Origin of the sequence: Paractinoplanes polyasparticus, assembly GCF_019710575.1 — a bacterium.
Classification (GTDB): Bacteria; Actinomycetota; Actinomycetes; order Mycobacteriales; family Micromonosporaceae; genus Actinoplanes; species Actinoplanes polyasparticus.
This window is the reverse complement of the sequence record NZ_JAHWFK010000041.1, coordinates 1-25,888: the sequence shown is the minus strand read 5'-3', so window position 1 is coordinate 25,888 and position 25,888 is coordinate 1. Positions and strand designations below refer to the sequence as shown.

Genomic DNA, 25,888 nt, shown 5'->3' with positions numbered 1-25,888 from the left:
AGCACGCCGACAGTTAAGGGGAGCACGTGGAGCTGTTGCACTCGGGGAAGGTTCGGGAGGTCTACGCGGACGGGCGGGACATCCTGCTTGTGGCGTCCGACCGGATCTCGATCTATGACGTGGTGCTGCCCACGGCCATCCCGGACAAGGGCAAGATTCTTACGCAGCTTTCGCTCTGGTGGTTTGAGCAGTTGGCCGACGTGGTGCCCAACCACGTGATCTCCAGCACCGATGTGCCGGCTGAGTGGGCCGGCCGCGCCGTGCGGTGTGAGCGGCTTGAGATGGTCATGGTGGAGTGCATCGCCCGGGGGTATTTGGCGGGGTCGGGGCTCAAGGAGTATGAGCGGGACGGGGCTGTCTCCGGGGTTTCGTTGCCGGCGGGGTTGATCGAGGGGTCGGATCTGCCGGAGCCGATTTTTACGCCTACCACCAAGGTGCCGCCGGGTGAGGGGCATGACGAGTTCATGACCTACGGCGACGTCGAGGCGAAGGTGGGGCGGGACGTCGCGGCGGAGTTGAAGCGGATCACGCTCGAGGTCTACAAGCGTGGGCAGCAGGTGGCTTCCGGCAACGGGATCATCATCGCGGATACCAAGATTGAGCTGGGGTTCGCGGCGGACGGCACACTCACGTTGGGGGATGAGCTGCTGACGCCGGACTCTTCGCGCTTCTGGGCGGCGGACGAGTGGAAGCCGGGTGGGACGCAGCGGTATCTCGACAAGCAGTTCCTGCGGGACTGGTCGTCGACGTTGACCGCCTGGGACCGGACGGCGCCGGGGCCCGAGATTCCGGACGAGGTCGTCGAGGCCACGCGTAACCGGTACGTCGAGGTCTATGAGCGCCTCACGGGAGACAAGTGGGTCTAGGCTCGCTCGAGGCCCAGCACGAACAGACCTAGGCGGGATCCAGCGGCTGGGCGCGGCGGCCTCGTGTCGCCACCCACCAGGCGGGCTGGGGGTGGTTACCGTTGCGCTTCGCGTAGAGGCGGAAGCCGTAGCCGGTGAAGATTGCTGCGAAGAGCGCGCCTGTCCAGCCTCCGAAGACTATGGACAGAGGCGCCAGTAGCCATAGGGCCACGGCTGCGGCCGTGTAGAACAGGGGCCGTGGCCTGGTCAAGCGGTCCATGCGACGGCAGAACTTCGGGTCCGCGACTCGGAGAAACGTCACCAAGCCGTCGAACTCGGCCTTTTCCTGAGGATCGAGCATGGTGACCACCTCCGTCTGCCGGCCCGCTCGACGGGCGCATTGATACCCGGCGTTGCGGGCCGATAACCCGATGACAGTGTCACGTCACGCAGCTCACATCCTCGGACAGGACGTCCGATCGGTGAACGGTCACCCGATCCGGGCGTCGATGGGTTGATGCCTTCGGCTGAGCCCTTCTCGTATTTGCGCTGGATGGCGAGGCTCGCATTCGTTGCTTTCTCCGCCTTGGCGGGCAACTAGGACGTATCGCGTGTCGAATGAGAAGCCGGCTAACCACGTTCTGGCCTTACTAAGAGTGTCTGAGGGCCGAGCGCTGAGGCAGATCCGAGAAAGGTTTCCCGGGCAATTGCCGCAGTGGCGCGGCGGCCGAGCGGGCGACACACCGATGTGGAGCGTGGCCGTTGGTGTCCGCTGGTCACGCCGCGCATGACGTGGGCGCCGTCAGTTCGTCGAATGAGCCGGAGTCGCTTATTGCTGGTGGCGCTGTGGGTGGGGCGGTGAATGTTGCAGCCTTGGTAACCAAAGGCGCGCGCAATGGGCGACAAATCCGAGGATCGGGCAAGAGAACTAAGAATTATCGGCCCGATCGAGTGAAATCTGGAAAAGGCCCGAACCGGGAAGAAGCGCTGGGCGGTGGATGAGCAACCGCCGCGGGTGAGTCGGCCCGGTGACGCGGACGGCCCGTGGGGTCAGCGGCCCGACGCGGCTGGCGGTCCGACGACGCTGAAGGGCGCGGGCCAGATTGCCACGGCCGGAGGGCTGGAGGGCGCGGGGCAGGTCACCGCAGCCGGGAAGGGGGCAGGCGCTACAGCGGCTCGGCAGCCGTCTTCTCATCGCGCTCGGGAGCCATCAGCTCGCAGGCGAGGCAGCTCATCTGGTCGCCGCAGGACGGGCACCCCTCGTTGCTGCGACGCAGGTGCCACCCCAGGGCGACACCCGCGAGCAGGCTCAGCAGCCCGACGAGAGCCGCAACGGTGACCGCGCCGGTCATGCCGCGGAGTGCCGCAGAGGAAGCCCGGTCGGCGTGTACATGCCGCGGCCGATGTGACGCCGGTCGACAGCCGGGTCTTCGCTGGAGCGGGCGGTCACGTAGGGGGCGGTGAACGTGTCGACCCCGGTGCCGAGGTGGGCGCCGGGGCGGTAGGTCACGGTGACTGCGCGGGGAGAGGCTGCCTCGATGACGCCGGCTCGCCAGCCGTCGCGGTAGACCCAGACGCGGTCGGAGGGGTGGTAGCTGTCGGCGGGGGCAACGTCCGCCGGGTCTCGCTGGGGCGGGGCGATGGTCGGGGTGGACGTCGGTGCCGTGGACATCGAGATGACCCTCCAAGATCTCGGGACCCGGTCCGTCCGGATGGCGGGGGAACGCCACCGAGGCGTACGTGTCGGCCGAGAAGCCGAACTTTCAGCACGCTGAGTCAGCGAACGGTGCGTGTCTGTCAGCTATCATCCTCGCGTACGGAGGCGTCCGCAAGGCCGGATGCACGTGCATCCGCATTGGGCGAACGCCCGGGCGAGTGCCCGCGCTGTTTCGTTGTGGACGATCTCCCCTTTAGGATGCTGTGGGACTGCGGGCCGCAGCCCCCCACACAGTGATGATGAGGAGCCAGGTGAGCGCGGGTACGCAGCAGGAGGAGGCGCCGACCGGTGGCCCCACCGTCCTGCGCATCCTGCTCGGGGCCCAACTCCGCCGTCTCCGTGAGGCCAAGGGCATCACTCGCGAGGACGCGGGCTGGGAGATCCGAGCCTCCGGGTCGAAGATCAGTCGTATGGAGCTCGGCCGCGTCAGCTTCAAGGAGCGCGATGTCAGCGACCTGCTGACGCTCTACGGGGTGACCGAGGCCAACGAGCGTGAGGCGCTGCTCGTGCTGGCCCGCCAGGCCAACAACCCGGGCTGGTGGCAGCAGTTCAGCGACGTGATGCCGGGCTGGTTCCAGTCCTACCTGGGTCTCGAGGCCGCCGCGACGCTGATCCGCACGTACGAGATCCAGTTCGTCCCGGGTCTGCTCCAGACGCCCGACTACGCGCGCGCGGTCATCATGCTCGGCCACGCCGGTGTCACGCCGGAAGAGATGAACAAGCGGGTCGAGCTGCGGCGCCAGCGGCAGGCCATTCTCGACCGCCCGGAGGGTCCGCAGCTGTGGGCCGTCATCGACGAGGCGGTGCTGCGCCGGCCGATCGGCGGCGTCGACGTCATGAAGGCTCAGATCGAGTTCCTGATCGAGACGTCGAAGAAGCCCAACGTACGGCTGCAGATCATCCCGTTCCATGCCGGCGGTCACGCCGCGGCGGGCGGCCCGTTCGCGATCCTGCGCTTCCCCGAGCCCGAGCTTCCCGATGTCGTCTACGTCGAGCAGCTCACCAGCGCGATCTATCTGGACAAGCGCGAGGACGTCGACCAGTACGCGATGGCCATGGAGCGGGTCTGCATCGACGCCGAGCCGCCCAGCCACACGCCCGAGATCCTGGGCAAGCTGTTGCACGAGGTCGGACGTCCGGGTTAGATAAAGCGACTGTCTGGAGCCGCACCCCGACGCGGGGTAGGCTCTGCAAATTCGCCCCGAGTATTTGCAGTCGCGAAGGGTGATCGGTTGGGCTCGTCCACGCCCGCTGCCGACGACCGTGGACGAACCTCTTACCGTCTCGGGTCCTGCCTGGCTTGAACGGCTAGGCAGGCCCATCTCTTCTCCGGGTGCGCCCCCATGGTCGCATTGCCCGGCCACTTCATTTTCTCGCCGTTCGAGCGGGACGTGGAGATGGGCACATCTTTCTCGCGGCGGCTGACCGCGAAGGGCCAGTGTCGTTCCGGCCGGCCCGGCTCATCCCGCGCCGGGCCTGACTGTCTCGATGTCATCCGACGGGAATCTCGGCCGGAAGAGAACTCAGGCTTTCGGGGTACGCCGGCTCAGGCGAGCAGGTTGTCGAAGTCGCCGTCGTTGACGCCGCCGAGGAAAGCCTCGATCTCGGCCCGGGTGTAGATGAGCGCCGGACCCTCGGGGTCGCGGGAGTTGCGCATCGCCACCTCGCCGCTCGGGAGGACGGCGCACTCGACGCAGTTGCCGCTGGGGTTGCTGCGCCGGCTCTTCTGCCAGGTGACACCTTCCAACTGGCCGGCGGGGATGCCGTTGACCGCGTACGTCATGTTGAAGCTCCCTTGATTTCCTCCGGCCGGGGATCGTCCGGAGTCAGATGCTCTCCTGTGAGCAATCATTGCCTCACACCAGGTGCAAATGCACGTGCATTTGGCCTTGCGTACTCACGGGATTGTGAGCATGATAACGCACGGGCGCATCTTGCGGGTGTCACTTAGGGTGACATCTTTAAGTGACTGACCGGTCGCGAAACGGCGTTTTCGGTCTCGACGCGAGGCTCCCTGGTGGGGGCGTCCTAGCGGGAGGTAACGAGATGGCCGTTCCGAACATCGGTCCGGAGCACTTCGACCACGGCGAGGACGGTCATGCCGAGTCGCGACGGGGCAACCCGGCGCCGCGCTATCGGGACGAGGGCGAGACCGATGATGTCAGCGCCGCAGCGACTCGCGCGGCGGTGGTGTCGCATCGTTTCGGCGGTGTGCGGTATGCCCTGTCCCGGCCTGCGAACCGGCGGCCGGCGAACGAGGAGGGAGGTCCCGATGACTGAGAATGATCACGGTCCGGGTGCTCTGCTTCTCGGCCGGTTGTTGACGGGGCGTCAGCAGTGATCACTTTGCGTAGGGGTAGTAAAGGCAGTCACGGATCGCCCACGGCCATGGGTCGCGGGCGCATGGTGGTTACGCACCGTCGCCTTGAGGTGGCGACGGGCCATGGATCTGCGCGGCCTGCTTGCAGCATGACAACTACCCCGAACCGGGGCGGCCTAAACCTCAGTTGATGAAACTTTCCTCCGGCTCCGGCCGGGCTGTCCGGTTCCCCCGTGCCGGATGGCCCGGCCGGTTCCCTTTCACAGCCGAACCGCCACCCCCGCCAAAGACGGGCTGACCAGCGCCCCCGCTACGGGGCAGGCTGGAAGAACGTGCCGGCTGGCGGACGGTGCTAAGGCTTGCGAGCCACGCCGGCCCAGTAATAGGCGGCCTCGGGATTGTCGACCGGCTCGTCGGGGCGCCAGTTCGACACCGGCACCAGCCCGGGCTCGAGCAGTTCCCAGTCGCCGAAGAAGCGCCGGACGTCGGCCTCGGGCCGTGCCACCAGAGTCATGCCGGCGCTGGTGGCCGCGGCCACCGCCGCGTTCACCTCGTCGGGGGCGAAGTCGGCGGTGGGGTGAGTGACGGCCAGCAGGCTGCCCGAAGGCATCGCGTCCCGCAATGCGTCGACCTTGGACCAGGGGTCGTCCTCGTCGGCGATGAGCATCAGGATCGCGATCAGGGTGAGGCCGACGGGCCGGCCGAAGTCGAGCGTGTCGCGCAGGACCTTGTCGTTGAGGATCGACTCGGAGGCGCGCAGGTCGGCCGAGATGTATTCGCTGCGGCCCTGCTCGGTGCTGATCATGAGGGCCCGGGCGTGGACGAGCACGATCGGGTCGTTGTCCACATAGACCACGCGGGCCTCGGGCGCTATGCGCTGAGCGATCTCGTGCAGGTTGGGCCGGGTGGGGATGCCGGTGCCGACGTCGAGGAACTGGCGGATCTGTTCCTTCTCGACCAGGTCGCGGGCGACCCGGTGCACGAACTTGCGGTTCTCGGCGGCCATGTACCGCATGCCGGGGATCGCCTTGATCATGGCGTCACCCACCGCCCGGTCGACCGCGAAGTTGTCCTTGCCGCCGAGCCAGTAGTCGTAGATGCGGGCCGAGTGCGGCACGTTGATGTTCACGCCGGGCGGCGCGACCTCGGCCATCGGGAAATCCTCAGCCACGTACGCCTCCTCGCCGACTGTCGCCAGTGCGGTAAAGAGTAGCGGTCGAAGTCGATCAGGATCACTCTCGATCTTGAAGGACGAACTGGCAGGTCAGGCCGCCGAGGCGCGGTCGCGGTAGGAACGGCTCCGGTCCGGACCGGGCACTCCGCACACCACGCGGTCGCGACCACCGTGCTTGGCGGCGTACAGATTGCGGTCGGCTGTGGACAGCAGGCCGGGCTGGGTCGCCTTCTCCGACTCGCTGGCGCAGGCCACGCCGATGCTGATCGTGACGGGCAGCCCCTGGGTGATGCCGCCCCAGTCGTACGCGCTGACGGCCCGCCGGATGCTGTCGACCGCACGGCCGGCCCGGTGCGTCGGACAGCCCGGCAGCACCATCAGGAACTCCTCGCCACCCATCCGGGCGACGAAGCCGTCGGGTGACACGGCGGCCAGTTCGGTCTCCAGGATCTTGGCCACCTGGACGAGCACCTGGTCACCCACGTCGTGCGAGAGCTGGTCGTTGATCCGCTTGAAGTGGTCGAGGTCGACCAGGGCGACGGTCAGGTCGGGTTCGGTGCCGATCAGGCGGGACAGCTGTTCGTCGATGAAGCGGCGGTTGCGCAGGCCGGTCAGCGGGTCGCGCCGGGCCTGCTCGCGGAAGCGTTCCGCCTCCTGCCGGGCCTCGGCCGTCTCGAAAAGCGCCTGCCTCGTACGGGCCTGGGCCTCCCGCTGACGAGAGCGCAGGCCCATGTAGGCCGCGAAGAAGGCCTTGTGAGCCTCGTACGCCTCGGCGAACTCGCCCCGGGCGGCGTGCAGCTCGGCCTGTTCCTGGTGCACCTGCACGAGGAAGTGTCCCAGCTCGCGGTCGGCGCAGAGCCGGCGGGACTCGTCGAGGCTGTGCTGGGCGCGCTCGTACGCCTTGAGGCCCCGCTGGGCCCGGGCCAGGTTGAGCAGGTATTCGGGCATGGCGTCGGCATCGTCGCGCCGGATCAGGCTGTACTTCTCGATGCACTGGAGCATGGTCTGCTCGGCCGCGGCGTAGTGGCCGTTGCCGAGCTCGATGGCGCCGATCGTGTCGAGCACGGTGGCGTCGAGTTCGAAGTTGTGGGTGGCGGCCAGCGCGCGCAGCCGTTGCGCGACCAGCTCGGCCTGCGCGTAGTTGCCGACGGCGTGCTCGGAGTAGGCGTAGTTGTTGAGCACGTAGAGCTGCAGGAAGGGCCGGTCGAGCTCGGTCGTCAGCCGCTCGGCCTGATCGAAGCGCTCGCGGGCCGCGTCCATCGAGCCGGCGAAGGCGAGCGCGTCGGCCAGCTTGGCGCGGTGCCAGATGTGCATGTGCCCGGTGGCGGTGTCGTCGAGCAGTTCGACGCTGAGGACGGCGTGCTCGAGGCTCTGGGCCGCGTCGCCGAGGTGACGGTGGATGGCCGACCAGATCAGGTGGGTACGCGCCGTCAGCTTGCGGGCGTTGTTGTCGACCGCCCACTGGTGGATGTGCCAGATGCGCTGCGCCGCCTCGGCGACGTCACCGGAGCGCATGCGCATGTTGGCCTGGCTGAGCTGGGCCCGGGCGACGAGCATGTCGTCGCCGAGCAGGTGAGCCAGGCGCTCGTAGCGTTCGGCGCGCTCCAGCATGGGAACGGCATCCCAGTGGATGTCGTCCTCCAACTCGAGCAGGGCGGCGTCAAGCCACTCGGCGTCGAGCACTTCCCGGTCCGGATCCACGTGGCCAGCCCCCTTTCTCGCTTCTGGGCCACTGATCGTCAGCGCCGGCCCGGGGTTGAGGAAAACCACCATGATCAGCGCTCCGCTTTCGAAGGTTAGCTCTGCGTAAGACTGTCATTCCATGTTCACGGGCGTGAGCAATCTCGCCCCACCAGCAACAAACGCGGCGCCCGCTGGGAGCGGACGCCGCGTTCGGCGAGCGTGCTGATCAGTTGCTGAGGGCGGGAACCTTCTCGGTGGCGGGTTCGGCATGAGCGGAGGCGGGCGCGTCGACCGTCGAGCGCAGCGGGGCCGGCCGCATCAGTGCCGCCGCGATGACGCCGACGACCGCGATGGCCGCGCTGATCAGGAAGATGTGACCGGTCGCGTCGCCGTAGGCGGCCCGCACGATGTGCTGGATCGAGTCGGGCAGGGCGGCCAGGTTCAGCGTGCTGCCGCCGCCGGTGCTGCCGGCCGGGACGCCGGCGTTGGCCAGGTCGGTCGTGATCTGGTCGCTGACCCGGCGGGCGAGGACCGCGCCGAGAACCGAGACGCCGATCGTGCCGCCCAGTGAGCGGAAGAACGCCACCGTCGAGCTGGCTGCGCCGATGTCCCTGAGCGAGACGGTGTTCTGCACCGAGAGCACCAGATTCTGCATCGACATGCCGACGCCCGCGCCGACCAGGGCCATCGCGACACCGACGTACCAGAGCGGGGTCTCGTGGTCCAGCATCGAGAGCCCGGCGAAGCCCGCGACCAGCACGATCGTGCCGGCCAGGATGTACGGCTTGATCCGGCCGCTCTTGGTGATCATGCGACCGGTGACCGTGGAGGAGACCAGGATGCCGGCCATCATCGGGATGGTGAGCAGGCCGGCCTCGGTCGGGCTGTAGCCGCGGCCGATTTGGAAGTACTGGCCGAGGAAGACGGCCCCGCCGAACATCGCCATGCCGACCGCGAGGCTCGCGATGATCGCCAGGGCGGTGTTGCGCTGCTTGATGATGTCGAGCGGCACCACCGGCTCGGCGACCCGGGTTTCGACCCAGACGGCCAGAGCCAGGAGCACGACGCCGGCGCCGACGAACGCGCCGGTCTCCCACGAGAGCCAGGCGAACGAGCTGTCGACGAACGAGACCCAGACGAGCAGGGTGCTGACGCCGGCCGCGATGAGCCCGGCGCCGAGGTAGTCGATCTTCACGTCGGCCCGGCGGATGACCTCGAGGTTGAGCGTCTTCTGGAGCACGACCAGGGCGATCACCGCGATCGGGGCGCCGATGAAGAAGCACCAGCGCCAGCCGAGCGTGGAGTCGACGATCAGGCCGCCCAGCAGCGGGCCGCCGACCGTGGCCAGGGCCATGACGCCACCGAGGTAGCCGTTGTAACGGCCGCGCTCACGGGGCGGGATCATCGCGGCGATCGCGACCTGGACCAGCGCCTGCACGCCGCCCATGCCGAGGCCCTGGAACGCCCGGGCGGCGATCAGCTGACCGGCGGTCTGCGAGAAGCCGGCCACGATCGAGCCGAGCACGAACACCACGATGGCGATCTGGACCAGCAGCTTCTTGCTGTAGAGGTCGGCCAGCTTGCCCCAGATCGGGGTGGAGGCGGTCGCGGTGAGCAGGGTCGCGGTGACGACCCAGGTGTACTGCGTCTGGCTGCCGTCGAGAACACCAATGATCTTGGGCAGCGCCGTGGAGACGATGGTCGAGCTGGCCATCGCGACGAAGAGCACCAGAAGGAGGCCGGAGAGCGCCTCCATGATCTGGCGGTGGGACATGGCGCCCGGCCGGGTGCCCGTGGTGGTCGAGGCGCTCATCGCGCAGCCTCCATCGTGGTGAAGCAGAAGTAGTTGCCAGATACAACTATCGACCGAACTTTCTCATTGCGCAAGTTTGCTCATCGAGAAGGGAATCACACGCCGGTACGCTCAAGTGATGACCACCGCTGCCGAGCCCGGACTCCGCGAGCGTAAGAAGGCCGCGACCCGGCAGTCCCTGCATGCGGCCGCGATGCGATTGGCGATCGAGCACGGGCCCGAGCGCGTCACAGTCGAGGCGATCGCCGATGAGGCCGGCGTCTCCCGGCGTACGTTTTCGAACTACTTCGGTAGCAAGGAAGAGGCGCTGCTCTACGGGGATTACCAGCGCATCCACCTGCTGATCGAGAAGGTGCGGGCACGTCCGGCCGGGGAGCCGACGTGGGCGGCGCTCACCGCGGCGGCCGAGCAGTTCTACCTCGAGCTGGGTGACCTCGACCCGCAATGGGTCGCGCAGAGCCGCCTCGTCCGCGCCCAGCCCAGCCTGGTGGCAGCGCAGGTGCAGACGTTCGCCGCGCTCGAACGTGAGCTCTCGGCCGAGATCGCCGCCCGCTCCGGGGCTGACGCGACGAGCGTACGGGTGAAGATGACTTCCGCCGCCTTCCTGGCTTCCCTGCGGGTGGCCCTGCACATCTGGCTCGACAAGCCGCCCGGCACCAACCTGTGGGACCTGGTGTCGGAGGCGCTGGCCGAAGCGGGCCGGGGATTCGCCTGAAACGGCGCGACCCCGGGTGGGGGCCCAGGGTCGCGCCTGTTTGGGGATGTGGTCCGAGTGTCGGCCGCCGCCCGTTAAACAATCCTTAAACAGCTTTAAAATCGCCGGATTTCACGCGGGCGCCAGACGGCCGGATTTCATCGGGCGCCCAGGCCGTCCAGCACCAGCGCGAGCTGACGGCGCCACGCGCTGGGGTCGGCCGAACTGCGCAGCACCCCGGCATTGGCCCGCATGAGCAGACTGATGTCCTGCCGGGTGAAGTCGGCGCGCAGCCGGCCCGCCGACTGTGCCCGGCGGATCACCTGGGTGGCACCGCGCTGCGCGGTCGCGAGCAGTTCGGTCAGCCGCGCGTCGTCGTCGAAACCGCTGTTCACCAACAGCTCGGACAGGCCGCGGTCGGTCGCCTGGATTTCGAACAGCCGGGTCAGGTAGGTCACGAACGCGGCCCACGGGTCGGGCTCGGCCAGGGCGGTTTCGGCCAGGTCGACGTACCCGGTCATCTGCCCCGCGAAGACCTCGGCGATCAGATCACGGCGGGTCGGGAAGCGCCGGTAGAGCGTGGCGTTGCCGACCCCGGCCCGGCGGGCGATCTCGTCGAGCGAGGCGTCCAGCCCGTGTTCGCCGAAGACCTCGCGGGCGGCGGCGAGGAGCGCGGTCCGGTTACGCTGCGCGTCGGCGCGCAGTCGATCTGCCATGGGTGACAGGGTACGACGAGACCGGGGATGCTTCCCCGGTTGGTGCTACGGTCGCTCCCGGAGGTGCGCCAATGCAGATCAACACTGTGCAGATCGCGACCGTGGACGGCACCGCGGACGCCTACTTCGTGCGGCCGGACGGTGACGGCCCGTTTCCCGGCGTCCTGCTTTTCATGGACGCCTTCGGACTGCGCCCGCGGATCGCCGAGATGGCCGGGCGGATCGCCGAGCGGGGCTACGCGGTGCTGGCGCCGAACATCCTCTACCGCGGCGGCCCCTCGCCGCTGGTCGAGCCCGAGGAACTGACCGACGCCGAGAAGCGCGACGCCGCCTTCGGCCGGCTGATTCCGCTGATCCAGGGCCTGACCGCCGACCGCGTCGCCACCGACACCGGCCGCTACCTCGACTTCTTCATCGGTCAGGACGCCGTGGCCGACCGGCCGGTGCTGGTGGTCGGCTACTGCATGGGCGGCACGAACGCGCTGCGAGCCATCGAGGCGCACCCGGACCGGATCGCCGCGGTCGCCGCCTTCCACGCCGGTCGGCTCGTCACCGACCAGCCCGACAGCCCGCACCGGTCGGTCGGCGCCATCACCGGCGAGGCCTACTTCGGCCACGCCGACAACGACCCGTCAGCCACGCCCGACCAGATCCGGACGCTCGAGGCCGCGCTCGACGAGGCCGGCGTGAAGTACACATCGGAGGTCTACGCCGGAGCGCCGCACGGCTTCACGATGTCGGACACGGCGATGTTCAACCGCGAGGCCGAGCAGCGGCACTGGGTCAACCTGTTCGCGCTGCTCGACCGCACATTCTCCTGATCGGCGCAGAGGCCGGCTCCTAATTGGCGTACAGGCCGGGGAAGAACTGGTCGGTCGCCGTCACGTCGTAGACCTGGCGCACCTCGGTGATCCGGCCGTCGGCGATGGTCAGGAACTCCACCATCCGGGCCGTGCCGAACGGCGCGTCGAGGTCGTAGACCAGGGCCGCGCCGTCGTCGGCCCGGCTCTGCCCCACCACGGTGACCGTGTCGGCGAAGACCGCGATCCGGTGCAGCACCTGCACCAGTTCCTCGTCGTCGACCGGCGCGTCCAGGTTCCACTCGATCTCGGCGTCCGGGGCCAGCATCTGCCGCACCGCGACCCGGTCGTCGCTGGTCCACGACTTCGTCCAGAAATCGGCGACGTCCATCGTGCTCTCCTTCATCGGGCGACCCCCGCGGTGGGCTTGGCCGGCATCGGGTCGGGGAACTGCCCGTGGCCGAGCAGCGCCGCGGTGGCCTGGGCGACGCGATAGGCGGCGAGACCGTCGCCGTACGGATTTCCGCCGAGCGCCATGGCGTCCCGGCGCACCCCGTGCTCCAGCAGATCGGCGGCCTCGCTGCTGATCGCAGCCGGGTCGGGCTCGACCAGCCGCACGCTGCCCGCGTGCAACGCCTCGGCGTGCCGGGCCGCGAAGCCGATCATCAGCACCGGGCAGTAGGCGGCCAGGGCCTCCTCGACCAGGTCCTCGTCGTCGGTGACCACGAGGTAGGCCTGAGCCAGCAGGGTGGCGAGCTCGAGCCCGGGCGCGAAGTCGGCGGCCCGGACGACCTCGAGGTCGGGGTAGCGGCCGCCGAGGTAGCGCAGCGCCGGGCCGATCGCGTCGGCGCGCTCGGCGGGCATGCCCAGCACGATCGTGCGACGGCCGCGTGACGGTGCGGCCAGGGTCCGCGTCGCGAACAACTGCGCCGCGTCCTGGGCGGTGCCGCCGGTCAGCAGCGTGTCGCCGGCGATCACCCGCTCGTCCAGCAGGTTCATCGCGGCCAGCGGAGTGGCGGCCAGGTGCACGGTGGTGACCTGGGCCAGCAGGCGCCGCTGGGACTCGAGGACCGAGGCCGAGCCGAACTCGCCCGAGCGCCGGCCGGCGTCGATGGCGAGCACCGGGACGCGCCGCCAGAAGGCCGCCAGCGCGGGGGCGAGCCCGTCCCGCACGATCACGGCGGCCGGCGTCCTCGCGGCCCACAGCTCGTCGAAGCGGCGCATCGTCTCGGTGTGCCCGTCGCCGGACGGCAGCGTGATGCGGGGGGTGATGCCGAGGGCGGTGAGAACCTGGCCGACCGCGTCGGGGTCGGCGCCGGTGGCCACCGGGACGGCGGCGAGCCGGCCCTGCTCGCGCATGGCGAGTGCGACCGGGGCGAGCCGCAGGGCCTCGCCCACGGTGCCGGCGACCAGGTGGACTTCGGGCAGCGACATCGACATCTCCGAGGCGTACGCAGGTGGGCGGCGAAACCGAGGGAGGTTACGCGCCGTAGCGGGAACGCCTTGGACGCTATTTCAGTTACACAGCGTGATACAAGGGCCGGAGTAGTGATCTGGCTGAAAGGCCCAACCCAGACAACTCAGGCGGGCTTTTCGGGCACAAACCACCCACGAGTTCGGCGATGGTTCACATTACGCTGCGTCAGCCGCGGGGCTGGTCGAGCAGCGACGGATCGTCACGCAGCAGCGCGGCCAGGCGGCGGGCTGCTATCTCGGTCTCTTCCGGGCGTTCGACCTGGAGTGGGATCGGCTGGGGCAGCGGCGTCGGCATGCCGCGCTGTTCCGGAACCTGTCCGCGGCCCGGCCCACCACGCTCGGCGGCCGACGGCTCGGTCGGCGCCCGGTGCTGCTCGGGCTGGATGCGGCGGGTGGCGCCACCGGCCGTGTCGGACGAGGACGACTGCGGAGGCACGGGCGGCGGGGGCGTAGCGGCGAATGGATGCGGCGGATAGGCCGGCGGCGGTTCGCTGGACGCCATACCCAGGTCACGCAGGCGGGCGCCGAGGTCGCGGGACGACTCGCCCGGGTCACGTTCGGGGTAGCGGTGGTCTTCCGCCGAGGGCGGGGCGTCGAACGAGCCGTAGCGGCGCTCGGCCGTGTCGGACTCGGCGTAGTAATCCGGCGCGGCCGGGGGCGCGTGGTCGAACGAGGCCGGGCCGAAACGATCCTGATCGTCCTGGCTCAGCCGGCGCGTGTCACCGCCCACCTGGTCGGCCGGCGGGGCCGAATACGGTGCGGCCGAATAGGGGCGTTCGTCGGCGTCGAGGTCGAAATCGGCGTGCCGCGGGCCGGTCGCTTCGGGCGCCAGGACCGCCGCGTTCTCGGCGTTGACCTGCACCTGGCCTTCGGCGAGATAGAAGTGCAGCAGGAGCGGATCGCCGGCGCCCTCGACGCCCACGCTCACACCCAGCTCGGGATGACGCCCGACCACGGCCGCGATCGCCTCGACCAGCTCGGTCACGGCCGCGGGCGTGCCGGGAGACTCCCCCGTCGCTCGCCGGCGCAGCTCGTCACGGCGCGCGAGCTTCTCGAGAGCGTCATCCAATCCGCCTCGCACGTGATCGTCCTTCCGTAGCGGGTCTCGCCGATTACCACTCTGCCCGCTCCGAGGCCGATTTGGGAACCTCGATCTCAGCGACCCACCGCACACCCGCCGTCAGGAGTATGACGATTTCTGGCGGATCGCCTTGTCCAGCGCCTGATCGAGCACGACGAGCAGCGCGTCGCGGACCGACCCGCGGAAACGCGCGTCGAACGACAGCACCGGCACATCCTCGCGGATGGCCAGCGCCCAGCGCACTTCGTCCAGGCTGTAGCTCATTTGCCCATTGAACGTGTTGACGCCGACCACGAACGGAAGCCCGGCGCGCTCGAAGTAGTCCACGGCGGGATAACAGTCGTCGATCCGGTTGGTATCGACCACGACCAGCGCGCCCAGGGCGCCCTTGATCAGGTCGTCCCACATGAAGGCGAAGCGCGACTGCCCCGGCGTGCCGAAGATGTAGAGCTTCAGCGTCTGGTCGATCGTGAGCACGCCGAAGTCCATCGCGATGGTCGTCGTCGTCTTCATGGTGGCCTGGCCGGGGTTGTCGATGCCCACGGAGGCCGAGGTCATCTCGGCCTCCGTGGTCAGCGGCGAGATCTCCGAGATGGCGCCCACGGTGGTGGTCTTGCCGACGCCGAAGCCGCCCGCAACGATGATCTTGACCGGAACCGGCGCTTTCTTCGGATGGCCACCGCTGCCCACGGCGGCGGTGCCGACGACGCGGTCAGGTGATTGCTCGTAGTCCACGGATCACTCGCATGATGGTTTCGGGGTCGGGGGTCTCGTTGTCCAGCACGTGGACGTCCAGTTGGCCGGCGGCGCGCAGGTCGCCGACGAGGATGCGTGTGACGCCGAGATGCAGGCGCAGCCGGGCGGAGATCTCCGCCACGGAGACGGGTTCGAAACAGAGGCCGACGATCGCCCGCATCTCGGGCGAGAGACGGACGGGGCCGGCGCCGGGGGTGACGGTCACCTGGGTTTCCATCCCGATGTCGGGATCGGCGCCGTTGGTGCGCCCGGACGTGATGACGAACGGGCGCAGAGCAGAGGACTGCTCGGCGGCCGGCGGCTGCTCGTCCGCCGGGGCGGGACGGTAGCCACCGGCCGGGAGCGGGCCGGACTGCAGGAACGGGCGGACACTCGGCCGAGCCGGGTGTGCCGGGTCGTCGGGGTCCGGGTAGGTCATTGCTGAACGGCGTTCTTCAACTCGGCGATGAGGCGCGGGCTGAGGGCGCCACCGGCGCGGGTGGCGAACAGCGTCATCTCGTACGCCAGGGTGCCGAGATTGGCCGACCGGTCCGCGATCACACCGAGCACCGATCCGGCGCTGATCGCGGTGACCAACAGGTATCCGTCCGCCATGTCGATGATGACGCGGTTCAGAGAGCCCAGTCGGTACCAGCTCGCGGCCCCGCCGGCCAGGCTCGTCAGTCCCGAGACCACCGCGGCCAGACGTTCCGCGTTGGGCCTGTCCTTGATCGCCGACATCGCCATGAGCAGACCGTCGGACGACACCGCGATGGCCTCGATCACGCCGGCCGTGCCGGAGGTGAAGGAGTCCAGCAGCCAGTTGAAGGTCTTGGCCTCGGCGCTCAGTTGTGACTGGGCGTAGTCGCGGCCGTTACCGGTGTCGGTGCTGTAGGGGGAAGTCATCGCGGTTGTCCCTCGGGTTGTGGCTTCGTTTCGTTCAGAGCGAGTGCGACGCCGTACTCGAACTGTTCCATCAGGGCTCGGGCGGCGTCCGGGTCCAGGGGAAGACTCGGCGATGCCGGCGGCGGGTAGTTCGGCTCGTCACGCGGCAGGGTGGCGCCCGGCACCCGGCGAGCCAGGGGAGCGTGGCCGGCGGAGGGCGGTGAGGACATGTGCGTCTCGGCGACGTCCCACTGCGCGCGGCTGACCCCGGCCTCGAAATCGTCGAACGCGGCCCTCGCGGCGACCGCGTCGTCCTGCGACGGCGCGCGGGCGGGAAGCGCCCGGCCGCCCTCTTCCGGCAGCTGGTTGCCGGGGATCCGGCGGCGCAGCGGGCCGGTGTTGCCCTGGCTCGGCGGGGACGGCGTCTCGGCCGGCCGCTGCTCGGGGCTCGACGGCTGCTGGTACGCCTGAGGCGCGTACCGGTAGTCCTCCTCGCCCGAACGCTGGTGCGGGATGGCCGGCATGGCCGGCGGCGGCTCGACGGCCGGCTGCGACCAGGCGACCGGCGCCGGGGTTTCCACGACCGGCTGCGACCAGGTGGTCTGCGGTGGCGTCGAGGGCTGCTGGTGCCAGGCGCTCGGCCCGGCGGCCGGCAGTTCCGGCATCGCGGCCGGCACCCGCCCGGCGACCGGGGCGTTCAGGTCGTAGTCGGGTGTGACGACCGGCTGCTGGAAGGCCACCGGCTGGCCGGGGGTGTAGACCGGCTCCGCGTCGTAGATCGGCTGCCCGGCGTACGGGTCGACGTGCGGCCCGGCGACCTGGGCGGTGGCCTTGATCGGCGCGAACGCGTTCCACGACTGTCCGGTCTCGAGCGTCTGAGTCGCCCGGTGCAGCACGTTGGCGTCGAACGGCTGCTGGCTGCCGGGGACCCCGGCGCGGGCCGCGGAACCGGCGATGACCTGCGCGAACTCCGATGTGTGATAGCTCGCCTGGGCCGGGGCGGCCATCGACGGGAACGGCGGCACGTCCGGCGCCATCGTGCTGACCACGCGCGCGATCAGGTGCGACGGGTTCAGGTCGACCCAGGCGGTGATGCCGCCGCCGGGCGTCTCGGTCAGCGTGACCTCGACGCCGTGCCGGCGGGCGAGCCGGCCGACCACGAACAGGCCGAGCACCTCACTGGGGGCCAGGTCGAGACGTTCACGACGAGTGAGCCGCGCGTTCTCCTCGGCCAGGCGCTCGGGCGGCATGCCCAGGCCCTGGTCGACGATCGCCAGCCGGGCGCCGCCCCGCAACTCGTTCGCGGTGATCACGACGCGGGTGTGCGGGGGCGAGAACGCGGTCGCGTTCTCCATCAGCTCCGCCAGCAGCAGGGTCAGGTCGGCCAGGACGGCCGGCACGACCACGATCTCTTCCGGGACGTCGACGTCGACGCGGGTGTAGTCCTCGATCTCACCGAGGGCGAGACGCACGACGTCCTGCAGCGGGAGCGGGGCCATGTGCTCGTTGGCGCCGGTGGCGCCGGAGAGCACGACGAGGCTGGACGCGTTCCGGCGCAGACGGCTGGACATGTGGTCGAGGCGGTACAGCTCGGCCAGGCGGTCGCTGTCGGTCTCCCGGCGCTCCAGGTTGTCGATCAGCGCCAGCTGGCGGCCGACCAGGTTCTGCGTACGCCGGCCGACGTGCGCGAACATCTGGGCGGTGTTGCGCCGGCCGAGCACCTGCCGCTCCACCAGCCGTACGGCGGTGGTCTGCACCCGGTCGAACGCGCGGGCCAGGTCGCCGATCTCGTCCTGGGCCTCGACGTCGACCGGGTCGAGGCGGATCGGGCGGACCGACTCGGCGTCGTCGTCGGCCACCCGCTCGAGCTCGGCCTCGGCGGCGCGGGCGATCCGGTCGGCCGAGACGGTGAGGCGGCGCAGCGGCCGGGCCACCGCGCGGGCCATGAACAGGCTCAGCCCGACCACGATGAGCAGCAGCAGGAACGAGCCGCCACCGATGAGGAAGGCGTCGCGGATGGCGGTGTCGCGGTTGTTGGTCACGATCGCGTTCACGTCCGCCGCCACGCGCTTCTCGACGAAGCCGCCGAGGACGAGCACGGACTGCAGCGACGGGAACAGGGTCTGGACCTGCAGCGACGCGATAGCCGTGGCCGGGTCGGTCGCGGCCAGCGCGAGGAACTGGTTGCCCACGCGGGACTGGAACGCGTCCTGCGCGCCGAGGTACAGCTTGTACTGGCTGTCGGTGAAGAACGACTCGGCATTCAAGATGATCTGCTGGAGCTGAATCAGCGACTGCGAGAACAGGCCGATGAAGCCGGGGTTCTTGCTGACCACCGCGGCGGTCAGGTAACCGGACGCCTGGCTGATCAGGTCGTCACTGCGCAGCGCCTGCTCGAGGGCGAAGAGCTGCCGTCCGACACCGGTCTTGAGGTCCGCGTTCGACGACAGCGCGAGCCCGTTGATGATCGGCGTGATCCGGTTGGTGAACTCGAGAACCAGCTCGTTCGGCAGGATCGCCCGGTTGAGCACGTTCTGCCGGGCGTTGTCGAGGCGGGAGGCGTTGCGCAGCGCCCGGGAGAGCTCCCGGGACACGGCGTCGCCGCCGTCGTCCACGGCGGCCACGGCGTCGCGGGCGGCGGCGCTCTGCACCACCAGGTCGGACTGGCCGACGAGCCCGAAGAGGAAGCCGACCGAGAGCAGGCGCTCCTCCTGAAGCTCCTGCACGGCGGTTCCGACGCGGGTGGCCAGCGCCACGGTGTCGGACGTGTTCTGCGCGTCGGCGGCGGCCTGGACGCGGTTGATGATGATCGGCACGCTCAGCGCCACGACGCCGAGCAGCGGCACGAGCACCAGCAGGGCGAGCTTGCCCAGGATGCGGAACTTACCGAACAGCACCGGACCGCTCCCCCCGCCGTGTCGGGTCGAGGTCGCCGTAGCCCGGCGCCTGGTTGTACGGGGCTCCGTACGGCGAGCCGGGGCTAGGACCAGGGCCGGCGCCGGGCCGGTTGAGCGCGACGTCCCGGGTGGACTCGCCGACACCGGCCGGGCGCTCCGGCGTGGCCTCGGCCTCGCGGCGCCGGGTGAACGCCGGCCAGATCAGCGCGCCCAGCACCAGCAGCAGCGCGAGCGCGCCCATGATGACGGCTTCGGTACGCCGGTAGTCGAGCGAGCCGAGCCGGTCGTCGAGCAGGCGCTCCATCTCTTTGAGCGTGATGCCGGCGAGGTTGCTGAGCGCCGTCTGCAGGGTGGTCTGCGCGGTCGACATGGTGGCGGCGTTCGGCGTGCCGGCCGGGTTGGCGCCACGGTTCATCGCCTCGACGCCGCGGCGGAACGAGTCGAGCGCGCTGACCAGGCTGCCGCTGAGCGTGTCGCTCTCGGTGTTGTCGACCGCGGCCTGCAGGTTCTCGGTGAGCTGCTTGACCGTGTCCTGCACAGTGAGCACCTCGTGGGCGAACTGCGCCTGCACCTGGGGCCGGCTGGCGGCCGGCAGACCCTGCAGGAGGTTCGCGTAGTCGCCCATCCGGTTCACCCGGGTCACGGTGGTCGGCATGTCGATCGCCACGGCCTGCTGGAGGTTCGAGATGTCGCCGTCGGGGTCGCGGTTGAGCTCCGCGTTGCGCCGGACGGCGGCGTAGAGCGCCAGCGTCAGATCGCTCGCCTCGACGTGGGCGTTGAGGATGTTGACGGCGCCGGTGACCTTCGGCAGCTTGCTGATCTTGTCTTTGAGGTCGGCCCAGCGTGGCTTGGTGCTCAGGTCGTCACCGAGCTTCGCATCCGCGGCCGAGACCCGGGTGACCGCCGCGGCCAGGGACTCCGGCGGCTCGCTGACGCCCTGAATGCCCGTCGACTGGGATTCGGCGAGGGCGCTCACGAGCGGAGTCAGGGCGGAGAGATACTCAACGCCCTTCTTCTCGAGCTCGGTGCTGTTCCGCTTGTCGGAAGTATCCGTCCAGACTCGACCGAACAGCACCGCTGTCGGCACGAGAACCAGGACCGTCAAAATCACCGCGAGCGCGGAGCCTAAACGGGTTCGCCGGCTGTTCATTGCTTTCGTCCTCCGCCATGCACACGCCATGAGCCGTAATTTTGGCTACGTTCCGTAGCCGTCAGGCGCACGATCCGGGCCAATCTATCCGAGAAAACTTCAAGAAACCCCTTTCCAAGGGCCCGAACTCTCTCGGCTGATCGGGGGATACAGGGTGCCGTTGTCGTCGTTGTAACGAGCGTTCAGTTCCGTTGCCCGGGTCGGAAGCCCCAGCCCAGACCGGTTTCGGAAGACGGGTTGGTTATCGCGGCGATGGTAACGGCAGAGCGGCCGGACGAAAAGCCACAAGATCCATAATCGTTGACCGATAAGACCCGTATCGATTAAGCGAAAAGTAATCGCACAATAACTATGAGCAACGACATGGCTGAAAGTGCTGGACTGATCACTGCTCGGCCGAGTGCCTTCGGCCCCCCTGGGGCTTTCCCGCGGCTTTTCCCCGGCGCGAACCGGGGAAAAGCCCGAAACGGGTCAGATGCGGGCGAGTGCCTTGCGAAGGGGATCGAGGCCGAGCGCGCCGAGGTTCAGGGCGTCGCGGTGGAACGTTTTCAAATCGAAATCCGCGCCCTTGCGCTGACGGGTCTCCTCGCGGGCCTGGAGCCAGATCCGCTCGCCCACCTTGTAGGACGGCGCCTGGCCCGGCCACCCGAGGTAACGCTTCCACTCGAAGCGGAGCGTCTTTTCCTCCATGCGGGTGTGCGCCCGCAGGAAGTCCCAGCCCAGCTCCGGCGTCCAGCGCTCGCCCGGGTGGAAGCCGAACGGGTTGTCGCGCGGGATCTCCAGCTCGAGGTGCATCCCGATGTCGACGATCACCCGGGTCGCCCGCAGGGCCTGGCCGTCGAGCATGCCCAGCCGCTCGCCCGGATCGGCGAGGTAGCCCAGCTCGTCCATCAGCCGCTCGGCGTACAGGGCCCAGCCCTCGCCGTGCCCCGAGCACCAGCACAGCAGGCGCTGCCAGCGGTTGAGCAGGTCGGCCCGGAGCAGCGTCTGGCTGATCTGGAGGTGATGGCCGGGCACGCCCTCGTGATAGACCGTCGTGACCTCACGCCAGGTGGAGAACTCGGTGACACCCTCGGGCACCGCCCACCACATGCGACCGGGACGGCTGAAGTCCTCGCTGGGGCCGGTGTAGTAGATGCTGCCGTCGCTGGTCGGCGTGAGACAGCACTCGATGGTGCGGGCCGGCGGCTCGATGTCGAAATGGGTGCCGTTGAGCTCGGTGATCGCCTTGTCGGCCAGCTGCTGCATCCAGTCGCGGAAGGCTTCCTTGCCCGGGATGTTGCGGGCCGGGTCGGCGTCGAGAACCGCCACCGCCTCGTCGATCGAAGCCCCCGAGCCGGCGATCTGAGCCGAGGTGGCCCGCATCTCGTCCTCGAGCCGGTGCAGCTCGGCGAAGCCCCACTCGTACGTCTCCTGCAGGTCGACCTTCGCGCCGAGGAAGTACTGCGAGGCCAGCTCGTAGCGCTCCAGCCCGGCCGCCTCCTTCTCGCGCCCGCGCGGCGACAGGTCGCGCCGCAGGAACTCGGCGAAGTCAGCCGTGGCCGCGGTGGCCGCCTCCGCACCCCGGGTCAGCTCGGCGGCGAGCGCCCCGCCGGCCTCGAGCCGTCCCGCCAGCCCCCGGTAGAAGTCGTCGCGGTCGGGGTCGGTCCAGGCGTCGCACTGCTCGGCGACCGCCAGCAACTGCGCGCGGGCACTGACACGGCCGGCGTCGGCTTCCTCGAGCAGGGTGCGCTTGTACTGCTCGAGAGCCTGCGGCAGGTCGTTCAGCCGGGCCGAGATGTTGGCGACCGCCTGCTCACCCTCGGTCGGCATCACGTCGAGGACGCCCCGCAGCGAATGCAGCCCGCTGGTGATGACGCTCACCCCGCTCCGCGCGAAGCCCGCTTCGTCGGTGGCCAGCTCGAGGCCGAGCCGCTCCATCATCGCGTCCTTGGCGACCGCCTCGGACTCGTGCTCCGGGTCGGTCACGTCGAGTTCGTTGAGGGTGCGCCGGGTCAGTTCGGTCTGGGCGGCGAAGCCGTCGGGCGAGAAGTCGTCGGTCGAGGCGTCGTGTCCGGCGATACCCGCGTACGAGGCGCCGATCGGGCTGAGTTCCGCCCACTCGTTGACATAGCGGTCGGCGAGGTCATCAATTCGTCCCACCGCCCGACCCTACGGCCTTTCACGCGTGTCCGGCGGCCCACTCCAGCAGCTGCTCCATCGACCACGTGTTGACCACCCGTTCCGGTGGCACACCGCAGAGGGCGGCCCGCTCACAGCCGTACCGGAGCCAATCGAGCTGCCCGGGCGCGTGCGCGTCGGTGTCGATGCTGAACAGGCAGCCCGCCTCGACCGCGACGGTCAGCATCCGCTTCGGCGGGTCCAGCCGGTCGGGCCGCGAGTTGATCTCGATGGCCTTGCCGTGCTCGACGCAGGCGGCGATCACCTTGTCGAGGTCGAACGTGCTCGGCGGACGGGTGTGACCCTTGCGGTGCCCGCGGTCGCCCGCGCCCTCCGCCGCCACCTTGCGGCCGGTCATGTGGCCCAGGATGTCGAGGTGGGGATTGGCCAGCGCGTTGACCATTCGCCTGGTCATCCGGGGCGACTCGTCGCGCAGCTTGCTGTGCACCGAGCCGACCACCACGTCCAGCCGGGCCAGCAGCGCGTCCTCCTGGTCGAGCGAGCCGTCGTCGAGGATGTCGACCTCGATCCCGGTCAGGATCCGGAAGCCCTCGGGCAGGGCGTCGTTGAGCTTGGCCACGTAGTCGAGCTGGCGGCGCAGGCGGGCTGGGGGCAGGCCGCGAGCCACCGTCAGCCGGGGCGAGTGGTCGGTCAGCACGAGGTATTCGTGGCCCAGCTCGACCGCGGCCAGCGCCATCTCCTCGATCGGGGAGCCGCCGTCCGACCAGTCCGAATGGGCGTGGCAGTCGCCGCGCAGCGCCTCCCGCAGGCGGCGGGCCGCGCCCTGCAGGTCGGTGCCCTCGGTGCTTTCGAGCCGGCGCAGATAGACCGGCTCCTCGCCCTCGAGCGATTCGGCGATGCAGCGGGCGGTGACATCGCCGACGCCGGACAGCTCGCCCAGCGTCCCGGCGGCGGCCCGCTCGGCCAGCTCGGTCACGGGCATGCCGCCGATCGTCTTCGCGGCCGCGCGGAACGAGCGCACCCGATAGGTCGACTCGTTCGCGCGCTCCAGCAGAAAGGCGATGCGCCGCAGGTCGGCCACCGGATCACGAGACGCCATGCCGATCAGCTTAGAGACCGCCCGCGGATACCATCGCCCGCATGCGGACGATCGACTGGGTGGACGGCGCGATCGAGATCATCGATCAGACGATGCTGCCGGGCGAGCTGAGGATCCTGCGCCTGCACACCGTGGGTGAGCTGGTGGCGGCGGTGCAGTCGCTGGCCGTACGGGGTGCTCCGGCACTCGGGGTGGCCGGAGCCTTCGGGGTGGCGCTGGCCGCCCGGGTGCACGCCGACGATCCGCAGGCACTGGCCCTCGCCGTACGCAGGGTCGAGACGGCCCGGCCGACAGCGGTCAACCTCGCCCGCGGCGCCCAGCGGGCCGCTTCCCAGTTGAATCGGGGACCTCAGGCCGTGCTCGAGGAGGCCTGTCGCGTACGCGATGAGGAGATCGCCGCCTCGGCCGCGATGGCCACACGCGGCGCCGACCTGCTGACCCAGCTCTGCGGCGCCCGCGCGCGTCTGCTCACCCACTGCAACACCGGCGGGCTGGCCGCGGTCACCGTCGGCACCGCCCTCGGCGTCGTCCACGAGCTGCACCAGCGGGGCCGGCTGGCGGGCGTGATCGCCAGCGAGACGCGTCCGCTGTTGCAGGGCGCGCGGCTCACCTCGTGGGAGCTGACCCAGTGGGGCATCGAGCACCGGGTGGCGGTCGACTCGGCCGGGCCCTTCCTGATGGCGCGGGGCGAGGTCGACGCGGTGATCGTGGGCGCCGACCGGATCTGTGCCAACGGCGACGTGATCAACAAGATCGGCACGTACGCGCACGCCCTGGGCGCTCGCCGGGCCGGCATTCCGTTCGTCGTGGTGGCGCCCGAGTCGACGGTCGACCTCGACACCCCGCACGGCGGGGCGGTGCCGATCGAGGACCGGGCCGCCGCCGAGATCACCCCGTGGGCCGACGCCGCCAACCCGGCCTTCGACGTGACACCGCACGACCTGGTGACGGCGATCGTGACCGACCGCCGCGTGATCACCGGGTCGCCGGCCGCCACGGCTTGAGCCAGTCCGTCTCGGGCCAGCCCTCGGCTGCGGCCATCAGCGGATAGGCCGTGGCTCCGTCCACCGACTCGCGGACGATGTCGGCGTGCCCGGTGTGCCGTGCCGTCTCCTGCACCAGGTGCAGCAGGATCCATCTCAACGTCCAGTGCGTCATGTCCTTGCTGTTCCACGGGACCGAGTGGTCGATCTCGATCAGGTGCTCGAGGTCGTTCAGTTCGGTGACCGTCTTCTCGGTCTGCTCGGCCACCCGGTCGTAGCGGGCCAGGACGTCGTCGATGGTCTCGCCCTCGGCCAGGCGGAAGTTCTCCGCGTACTGCTGGTAGTCGAGGATCTGCGGCTCGCCGCGCACCTGGCCCATCCAGCCGGCTTCGGTCGAGGCGCAGTGCTTGATCAGGCCGCCGACGCTGAGCTCACTGGCCGATGGGGTGGCGCGCAATTGCTCGTCGGCGAGGCCGTAAGCGGTCAGCTTCAGCACGTAGCGCATCTGCGCGAGGTAGGCGAGAAGGCCCTGCTGCTCGTTCTCGATGGCGCCGGCCTGACCAGGCATTTGCCGCTCCTTGGGTTGGTGTTTCCCCAAGTTATGGGTCATTGCGGCCAGTTTCTGGCCGCATGGCGGAAATCTTTTCGTCGGCGACCGCGGTCACCCAGCCGCCGGACCGTCCCAAGTCGAGCAGTACCGATATGTCGGCCGGCAGCTCCACCGGGGCGCCGGCGGCGGGAGGCCAGGCGCGGCGCAGCTCCACGGCCGGGCGCAGCGCCGGGATCAGGGCGGCCACCGGGTCGGGCGTATCGAGCAGGGCACGGAAATCGTGCAGCTCAGCCAGCAGGTGGTCCAGTTCCTGGCGGACCGCGGCGGCGTTGCCCCCGCACATGGCGGCGATCAGCTCGGCCCGGGTGGCGGCCACCCGGGTGCCGTCCCGGAACGAGCCGGCGGCCAGCGTGGCGGCCGGCGGGTTGTCGCGCAGCTGGCCGGCCAACGCGGCCGCGAACAGGTGCGGGACGTGGCTGACCTGGGCGACCGCGCGGTCGTGCTCGGCGGCGGTCAACGGGACCACCCGGGCGCCGAGCCGGGTGAAAAGGGCGGCCAGGGTCAGCCAGCCGGGCAGGGAGGTCTCGCCGGGCTCCAGGCAGAGGACCCAGGCACAGCCCTCGAACAGGGCGGGATCGGCTGCCGGGAAGCCGGAGGTCTCCTTGCCGGCCATGGGGTGGCCGCCTACGAAGTGGGGTGGGGCGAGGTCGCGTACGGGGCCCTTGACCGAGGTGACGTCGGTGACCAGGCCGGGGTAGCCGGCCAGCTCGCCGACCACCGCGGGGAGAGCGGGCAGGGGGACGGCGAGGATCGTGAGGTCGGTGCCGGCGACGGTGGCGGGGATAGAGCCGGCTATCCGGAAACCGGCCGCGGTGGCCTGGTCGCGGGTGGCGGGGTCGGCGTCGTAGCCGGTCACGCGGTGGCCGTGGGCGGCCAGAGCGTGGAGCAGCGAACCGCCGATGAGGCCCAGGCCGACGACTGCGATATCCACAGCGGGGACTTTTCCACATGCCCTGTGGACAACCGGCTCCCGCCCCAGCCGGAAAGTCGTAGGCTGCTTCCTCTTTCCCTTGGGATGCTCCTATGGATTTCAAGTGGCGGGTTTTGGGTGCTCTGAGGTGATGAGTTGGTAGATCTCGCGGGCGACGT

General features: G+C 69.7%; 26 protein-coding genes. 6 read left to right on the top strand and 20 right to left on the bottom strand.

From position 1 onward, the window contains the following. The first annotated feature begins 26 nt into the window (after positions 1 to 26). Entirely contained in the window at positions 27 to 866 is an 840-nt protein-coding gene (locus tag KXC43_RS34605; protein ID WP_221380433.1) for a phosphoribosylaminoimidazolesuccinocarboxamide synthase, read from the top strand. Between the two features lie 28 nt (positions 867 to 894). On the opposite strand, the gene KXC43_RS34600 is transcribed toward KXC43_RS34605, so the two are convergent. The 3 genes from KXC43_RS34600 to KXC43_RS34590 all read right to left on the bottom strand — a co-directional run bounded on the left by KXC43_RS34600 (position 895) and on the right by KXC43_RS34590 (position 2,517). Then, positions 895 to 1,206 (bottom strand): DUF3040 domain-containing protein, encoded by a 312-nt coding sequence (locus tag KXC43_RS34600; protein ID WP_221380432.1) that lies wholly within the window; start codon positions 1,204 to 1,206, stop codon positions 895 to 897. 805 nt (positions 1,207 to 2,011) lie between these two features. Then, positions 2,012 to 2,197 (bottom strand): hypothetical protein, encoded by a 186-nt coding sequence (locus KXC43_RS34595; RefSeq protein ID WP_221380431.1) that lies wholly within the window; start codon positions 2,195 to 2,197, stop codon positions 2,012 to 2,014. Beyond that, complete coding sequence (locus tag KXC43_RS34590; RefSeq protein ID WP_221380430.1) at positions 2,194 to 2,517, bottom strand: hypothetical protein; 324 nt, start codon at positions 2,515 to 2,517, stop codon at positions 2,194 to 2,196. Before KXC43_RS34590 ends, KXC43_RS34595 begins: the two co-directional genes overlap by 4 nt. A gap of 296 nt (positions 2,518 to 2,813) precedes the next feature. On the opposite strand from KXC43_RS34590, the gene KXC43_RS34585 reads away from it, so the two are divergent. Then, entirely contained in the window at positions 2,814 to 3,707 is an 894-nt protein-coding gene (locus KXC43_RS34585; protein ID WP_308129392.1) for a Sco1979 family transcriptional regulator, read from the top strand. Between the two features lie 401 nt (positions 3,708 to 4,108). Here KXC43_RS34585 and KXC43_RS34580 read toward each other — a convergent pair whose 3' ends face one another. Continuing rightward, positions 4,109 to 4,345: a DUF397 domain-containing protein gene (locus KXC43_RS34580; protein WP_221380428.1), complete on the bottom strand. Its 237-nt coding sequence runs from the start codon at positions 4,343 to 4,345 to the stop codon at positions 4,109 to 4,111. Positions 4,346 to 4,608: 263 nt separating this feature from the next. Here KXC43_RS34580 and KXC43_RS34575 point away from each other — a divergent pair, with 263 nt between their 5' ends. Beyond that, positions 4,609 to 4,842, top strand: a complete 234-nt coding sequence (locus tag KXC43_RS34575; protein WP_221380427.1) for a hypothetical protein — start codon at positions 4,609 to 4,611, stop codon at positions 4,840 to 4,842. A 392-nt stretch (positions 4,843 to 5,234) separates the two neighbouring features. Here the strand turns inward: KXC43_RS34575 and KXC43_RS34570 are convergent, their stop codons facing one another. From KXC43_RS34570 to KXC43_RS34560, 3 genes are all read right to left on the bottom strand, one after another. Then, positions 5,235 to 6,035: an SAM-dependent methyltransferase gene (locus KXC43_RS34570; RefSeq protein WP_221380591.1), complete on the bottom strand. Its 801-nt coding sequence runs from the start codon at positions 6,033 to 6,035 to the stop codon at positions 5,235 to 5,237. A gap of 111 nt (positions 6,036 to 6,146) precedes the next feature. Continuing rightward, on the bottom strand, positions 6,147 to 7,757 hold the full coding sequence (locus tag KXC43_RS34565) for a tetratricopeptide repeat-containing diguanylate cyclase (RefSeq protein ID WP_308129391.1): 1,611 nt from the start codon (positions 7,755 to 7,757) through the stop codon (positions 6,147 to 6,149). Positions 7,758 to 7,965: 208 nt separating this feature from the next. Next, positions 7,966 to 9,552 (bottom strand): MDR family MFS transporter, encoded by a 1,587-nt coding sequence (locus KXC43_RS34560; RefSeq protein ID WP_221380425.1) that lies wholly within the window; start codon positions 9,550 to 9,552, stop codon positions 7,966 to 7,968. Positions 9,553 to 9,670: 118 nt separating this feature from the next. On the opposite strand from KXC43_RS34560, the gene KXC43_RS34555 reads away from it, so the two are divergent. Further along, positions 9,671 to 10,267 (top strand): TetR/AcrR family transcriptional regulator, encoded by a 597-nt coding sequence (locus KXC43_RS34555; protein ID WP_221380424.1) that lies wholly within the window; start codon positions 9,671 to 9,673, stop codon positions 10,265 to 10,267. A 137-nt stretch (positions 10,268 to 10,404) separates the two neighbouring features. Here KXC43_RS34555 and KXC43_RS34550 read toward each other — a convergent pair whose 3' ends face one another. Continuing rightward, positions 10,405 to 10,962: a TetR/AcrR family transcriptional regulator gene (locus tag KXC43_RS34550; RefSeq protein ID WP_221380423.1), complete on the bottom strand. Its 558-nt coding sequence runs from the start codon at positions 10,960 to 10,962 to the stop codon at positions 10,405 to 10,407. Positions 10,963 to 11,033: 71 nt separating this feature from the next. Here KXC43_RS34550 and KXC43_RS34545 point away from each other — a divergent pair, with 71 nt between their 5' ends. Beyond that, complete coding sequence (locus KXC43_RS34545) at positions 11,034 to 11,783, top strand: dienelactone hydrolase family protein (RefSeq protein WP_221380422.1); 750 nt, start codon at positions 11,034 to 11,036, stop codon at positions 11,781 to 11,783. A 19-nt stretch (positions 11,784 to 11,802) separates the two neighbouring features. Here the strand turns inward: KXC43_RS34545 and KXC43_RS34540 are convergent, their stop codons facing one another. From KXC43_RS34540 to KXC43_RS34495, 10 genes are all read right to left on the bottom strand, one after another. Next, complete coding sequence (locus tag KXC43_RS34540; RefSeq protein ID WP_221380421.1) at positions 11,803 to 12,153, bottom strand: hypothetical protein; 351 nt, start codon at positions 12,151 to 12,153, stop codon at positions 11,803 to 11,805. Positions 12,154 to 12,164: 11 nt separating this feature from the next. Next, positions 12,165 to 13,196 carry a UDP-N-acetylglucosamine 2-epimerase gene (locus KXC43_RS34535; protein ID WP_221380420.1) on the bottom strand — a complete coding sequence of 344 codons (1,032 nt, stop codon included), beginning with the start codon at positions 13,194 to 13,196 and terminating at the stop codon, positions 12,165 to 12,167. 208 nt (positions 13,197 to 13,404) lie between these two features. Next, complete coding sequence (locus KXC43_RS34530) at positions 13,405 to 14,319, bottom strand: hypothetical protein (RefSeq protein ID WP_221380419.1); 915 nt, start codon at positions 14,317 to 14,319, stop codon at positions 13,405 to 13,407. 99 nt (positions 14,320 to 14,418) lie between these two features. Further along, entirely contained in the window at positions 14,419 to 15,054 is a 636-nt protein-coding gene (locus KXC43_RS34525) for a GTP-binding protein (protein ID WP_221380418.1), read from the bottom strand. Beyond that, positions 15,032 to 15,493 carry a DUF742 domain-containing protein gene (locus KXC43_RS34520; protein ID WP_221380417.1) on the bottom strand — a complete coding sequence of 154 codons (462 nt, stop codon included), beginning with the start codon at positions 15,491 to 15,493 and terminating at the stop codon, positions 15,032 to 15,034. Before KXC43_RS34520 ends, KXC43_RS34525 begins: the two co-directional genes overlap by 23 nt. Beyond that, positions 15,490 to 15,960 (bottom strand): roadblock/LC7 domain-containing protein, encoded by a 471-nt coding sequence (locus KXC43_RS34515; RefSeq protein ID WP_127498838.1) that lies wholly within the window; start codon positions 15,958 to 15,960, stop codon positions 15,490 to 15,492. Before KXC43_RS34515 ends, KXC43_RS34520 begins: the two co-directional genes overlap by 4 nt. Then, positions 15,957 to 18,836, bottom strand: coding sequence for a sensor histidine kinase (locus KXC43_RS34510; RefSeq protein ID WP_221380416.1), 2,880 nt, complete (start codon positions 18,834 to 18,836; stop codon positions 15,957 to 15,959). The genes KXC43_RS34515 and KXC43_RS34510 overlap by 4 nt, the downstream gene beginning before the upstream one ends. Further along, complete coding sequence (locus KXC43_RS34505; protein ID WP_308129390.1) at positions 18,823 to 19,947, bottom strand: hypothetical protein; 1,125 nt, start codon at positions 19,945 to 19,947, stop codon at positions 18,823 to 18,825. The genes KXC43_RS34510 and KXC43_RS34505 overlap by 14 nt, the downstream gene beginning before the upstream one ends. Before the next feature lie 510 nt (positions 19,948 to 20,457). Continuing rightward, positions 20,458 to 22,128, bottom strand: coding sequence for a DUF885 domain-containing protein (locus KXC43_RS34500; protein WP_221380415.1), 1,671 nt, complete (start codon positions 22,126 to 22,128; stop codon positions 20,458 to 20,460). 19 nt (positions 22,129 to 22,147) lie between these two features. After that, a complete protein-coding gene (locus KXC43_RS34495; RefSeq protein WP_221380414.1) occupies positions 22,148 to 23,206 on the bottom strand; it encodes a PHP domain-containing protein in 1,059 nt (352 codons plus the stop codon). 41 nt (positions 23,207 to 23,247) lie between these two features. On the opposite strand from KXC43_RS34495, the gene mtnA reads away from it, so the two are divergent. Next, positions 23,248 to 24,210, top strand: coding sequence for an S-methyl-5-thioribose-1-phosphate isomerase (gene mtnA / locus KXC43_RS34490; protein ID WP_221380413.1), 963 nt, complete (start codon positions 23,248 to 23,250; stop codon positions 24,208 to 24,210). On the opposite strand, the gene KXC43_RS34485 is transcribed toward mtnA, so the two are convergent. Beyond that, complete coding sequence (locus tag KXC43_RS34485) at positions 24,182 to 24,757, bottom strand: DinB family protein (RefSeq protein ID WP_221380412.1); 576 nt, start codon at positions 24,755 to 24,757, stop codon at positions 24,182 to 24,184. The two genes, mtnA and KXC43_RS34485, sit on opposite strands and share 29 nt — an antisense overlap. A gap of 31 nt (positions 24,758 to 24,788) precedes the next feature. Continuing rightward, positions 24,789 to 25,730 (bottom strand): prephenate dehydrogenase, encoded by a 942-nt coding sequence (locus KXC43_RS34480; RefSeq protein ID WP_221380411.1) that lies wholly within the window; start codon positions 25,728 to 25,730, stop codon positions 24,789 to 24,791. Positions 25,731 to 25,888: the final 158 nt, after the last annotated feature.

What these genes read in the sequence shown, in the direction of transcription:
- KXC43_RS34550 (WP_221380423.1), bottom strand. Translation starts at nt 10,962, where the DNA reads ATGGCAGATCGACTGCGCGCCGACGCGCAGCGTAACCGGACCGCGCTC.
- KXC43_RS34555 (WP_221380424.1), top strand. Translation starts at nt 9,671, where the DNA reads ATGACCACCGCTGCCGAGCCCGGACTCCGCGAGCGTAAGAAGGCCGCG.
- KXC43_RS34570 (WP_221380591.1), bottom strand. Translation starts at nt 6,035, where the DNA reads ATGGCCGAGGTCGCGCCGCCCGGCGTGAACATCAACGTGCCGCACTCG.
- KXC43_RS34600 (WP_221380432.1), bottom strand. Translation starts at nt 1,206, where the DNA reads ATGCTCGATCCTCAGGAAAAGGCCGAGTTCGACGGCTTGGTGACGTTT.
- KXC43_RS34485 (WP_221380412.1), bottom strand. Translation starts at nt 24,757, where the DNA reads ATGCCTGGTCAGGCCGGCGCCATCGAGAACGAGCAGCAGGGCCTTCTC.
- KXC43_RS34540 (WP_221380421.1), bottom strand. Translation starts at nt 12,153, where the DNA reads ATGGACGTCGCCGATTTCTGGACGAAGTCGTGGACCAGCGACGACCGG.
- KXC43_RS34535 (WP_221380420.1), bottom strand. Translation starts at nt 13,196, where the DNA reads ATGTCGCTGCCCGAAGTCCACCTGGTCGCCGGCACCGTGGGCGAGGCC.
- KXC43_RS34575 (WP_221380427.1), top strand. Translation starts at nt 4,609, where the DNA reads ATGGCCGTTCCGAACATCGGTCCGGAGCACTTCGACCACGGCGAGGAC.
- KXC43_RS34515 (WP_127498838.1), bottom strand. Translation starts at nt 15,960, where the DNA reads ATGACTTCCCCCTACAGCACCGACACCGGTAACGGCCGCGACTACGCC.
- KXC43_RS34580 (WP_221380428.1), bottom strand. Translation starts at nt 4,345, where the DNA reads ATGACGTACGCGGTCAACGGCATCCCCGCCGGCCAGTTGGAAGGTGTC.
- KXC43_RS34520 (WP_221380417.1), bottom strand. Translation starts at nt 15,493, where the DNA reads ATGACCTACCCGGACCCCGACGACCCGGCACACCCGGCTCGGCCGAGT.
- KXC43_RS34595 (WP_221380431.1), bottom strand. Translation starts at nt 2,197, where the DNA reads ATGACCGGCGCGGTCACCGTTGCGGCTCTCGTCGGGCTGCTGAGCCTG.
- mtnA (WP_221380413.1), top strand. Translation starts at nt 23,248, where the DNA reads ATGCGGACGATCGACTGGGTGGACGGCGCGATCGAGATCATCGATCAG.
- KXC43_RS34545 (WP_221380422.1), top strand. Translation starts at nt 11,034, where the DNA reads ATGCAGATCAACACTGTGCAGATCGCGACCGTGGACGGCACCGCGGAC.
- KXC43_RS34590 (WP_221380430.1), bottom strand. Translation starts at nt 2,517, where the DNA reads ATGTCCACGGCACCGACGTCCACCCCGACCATCGCCCCGCCCCAGCGA.
- KXC43_RS34560 (WP_221380425.1), bottom strand. Translation starts at nt 9,552, where the DNA reads ATGAGCGCCTCGACCACCACGGGCACCCGGCCGGGCGCCATGTCCCAC.
- KXC43_RS34495 (WP_221380414.1), bottom strand. Translation starts at nt 23,206, where the DNA reads ATGGCGTCTCGTGATCCGGTGGCCGACCTGCGGCGCATCGCCTTTCTG.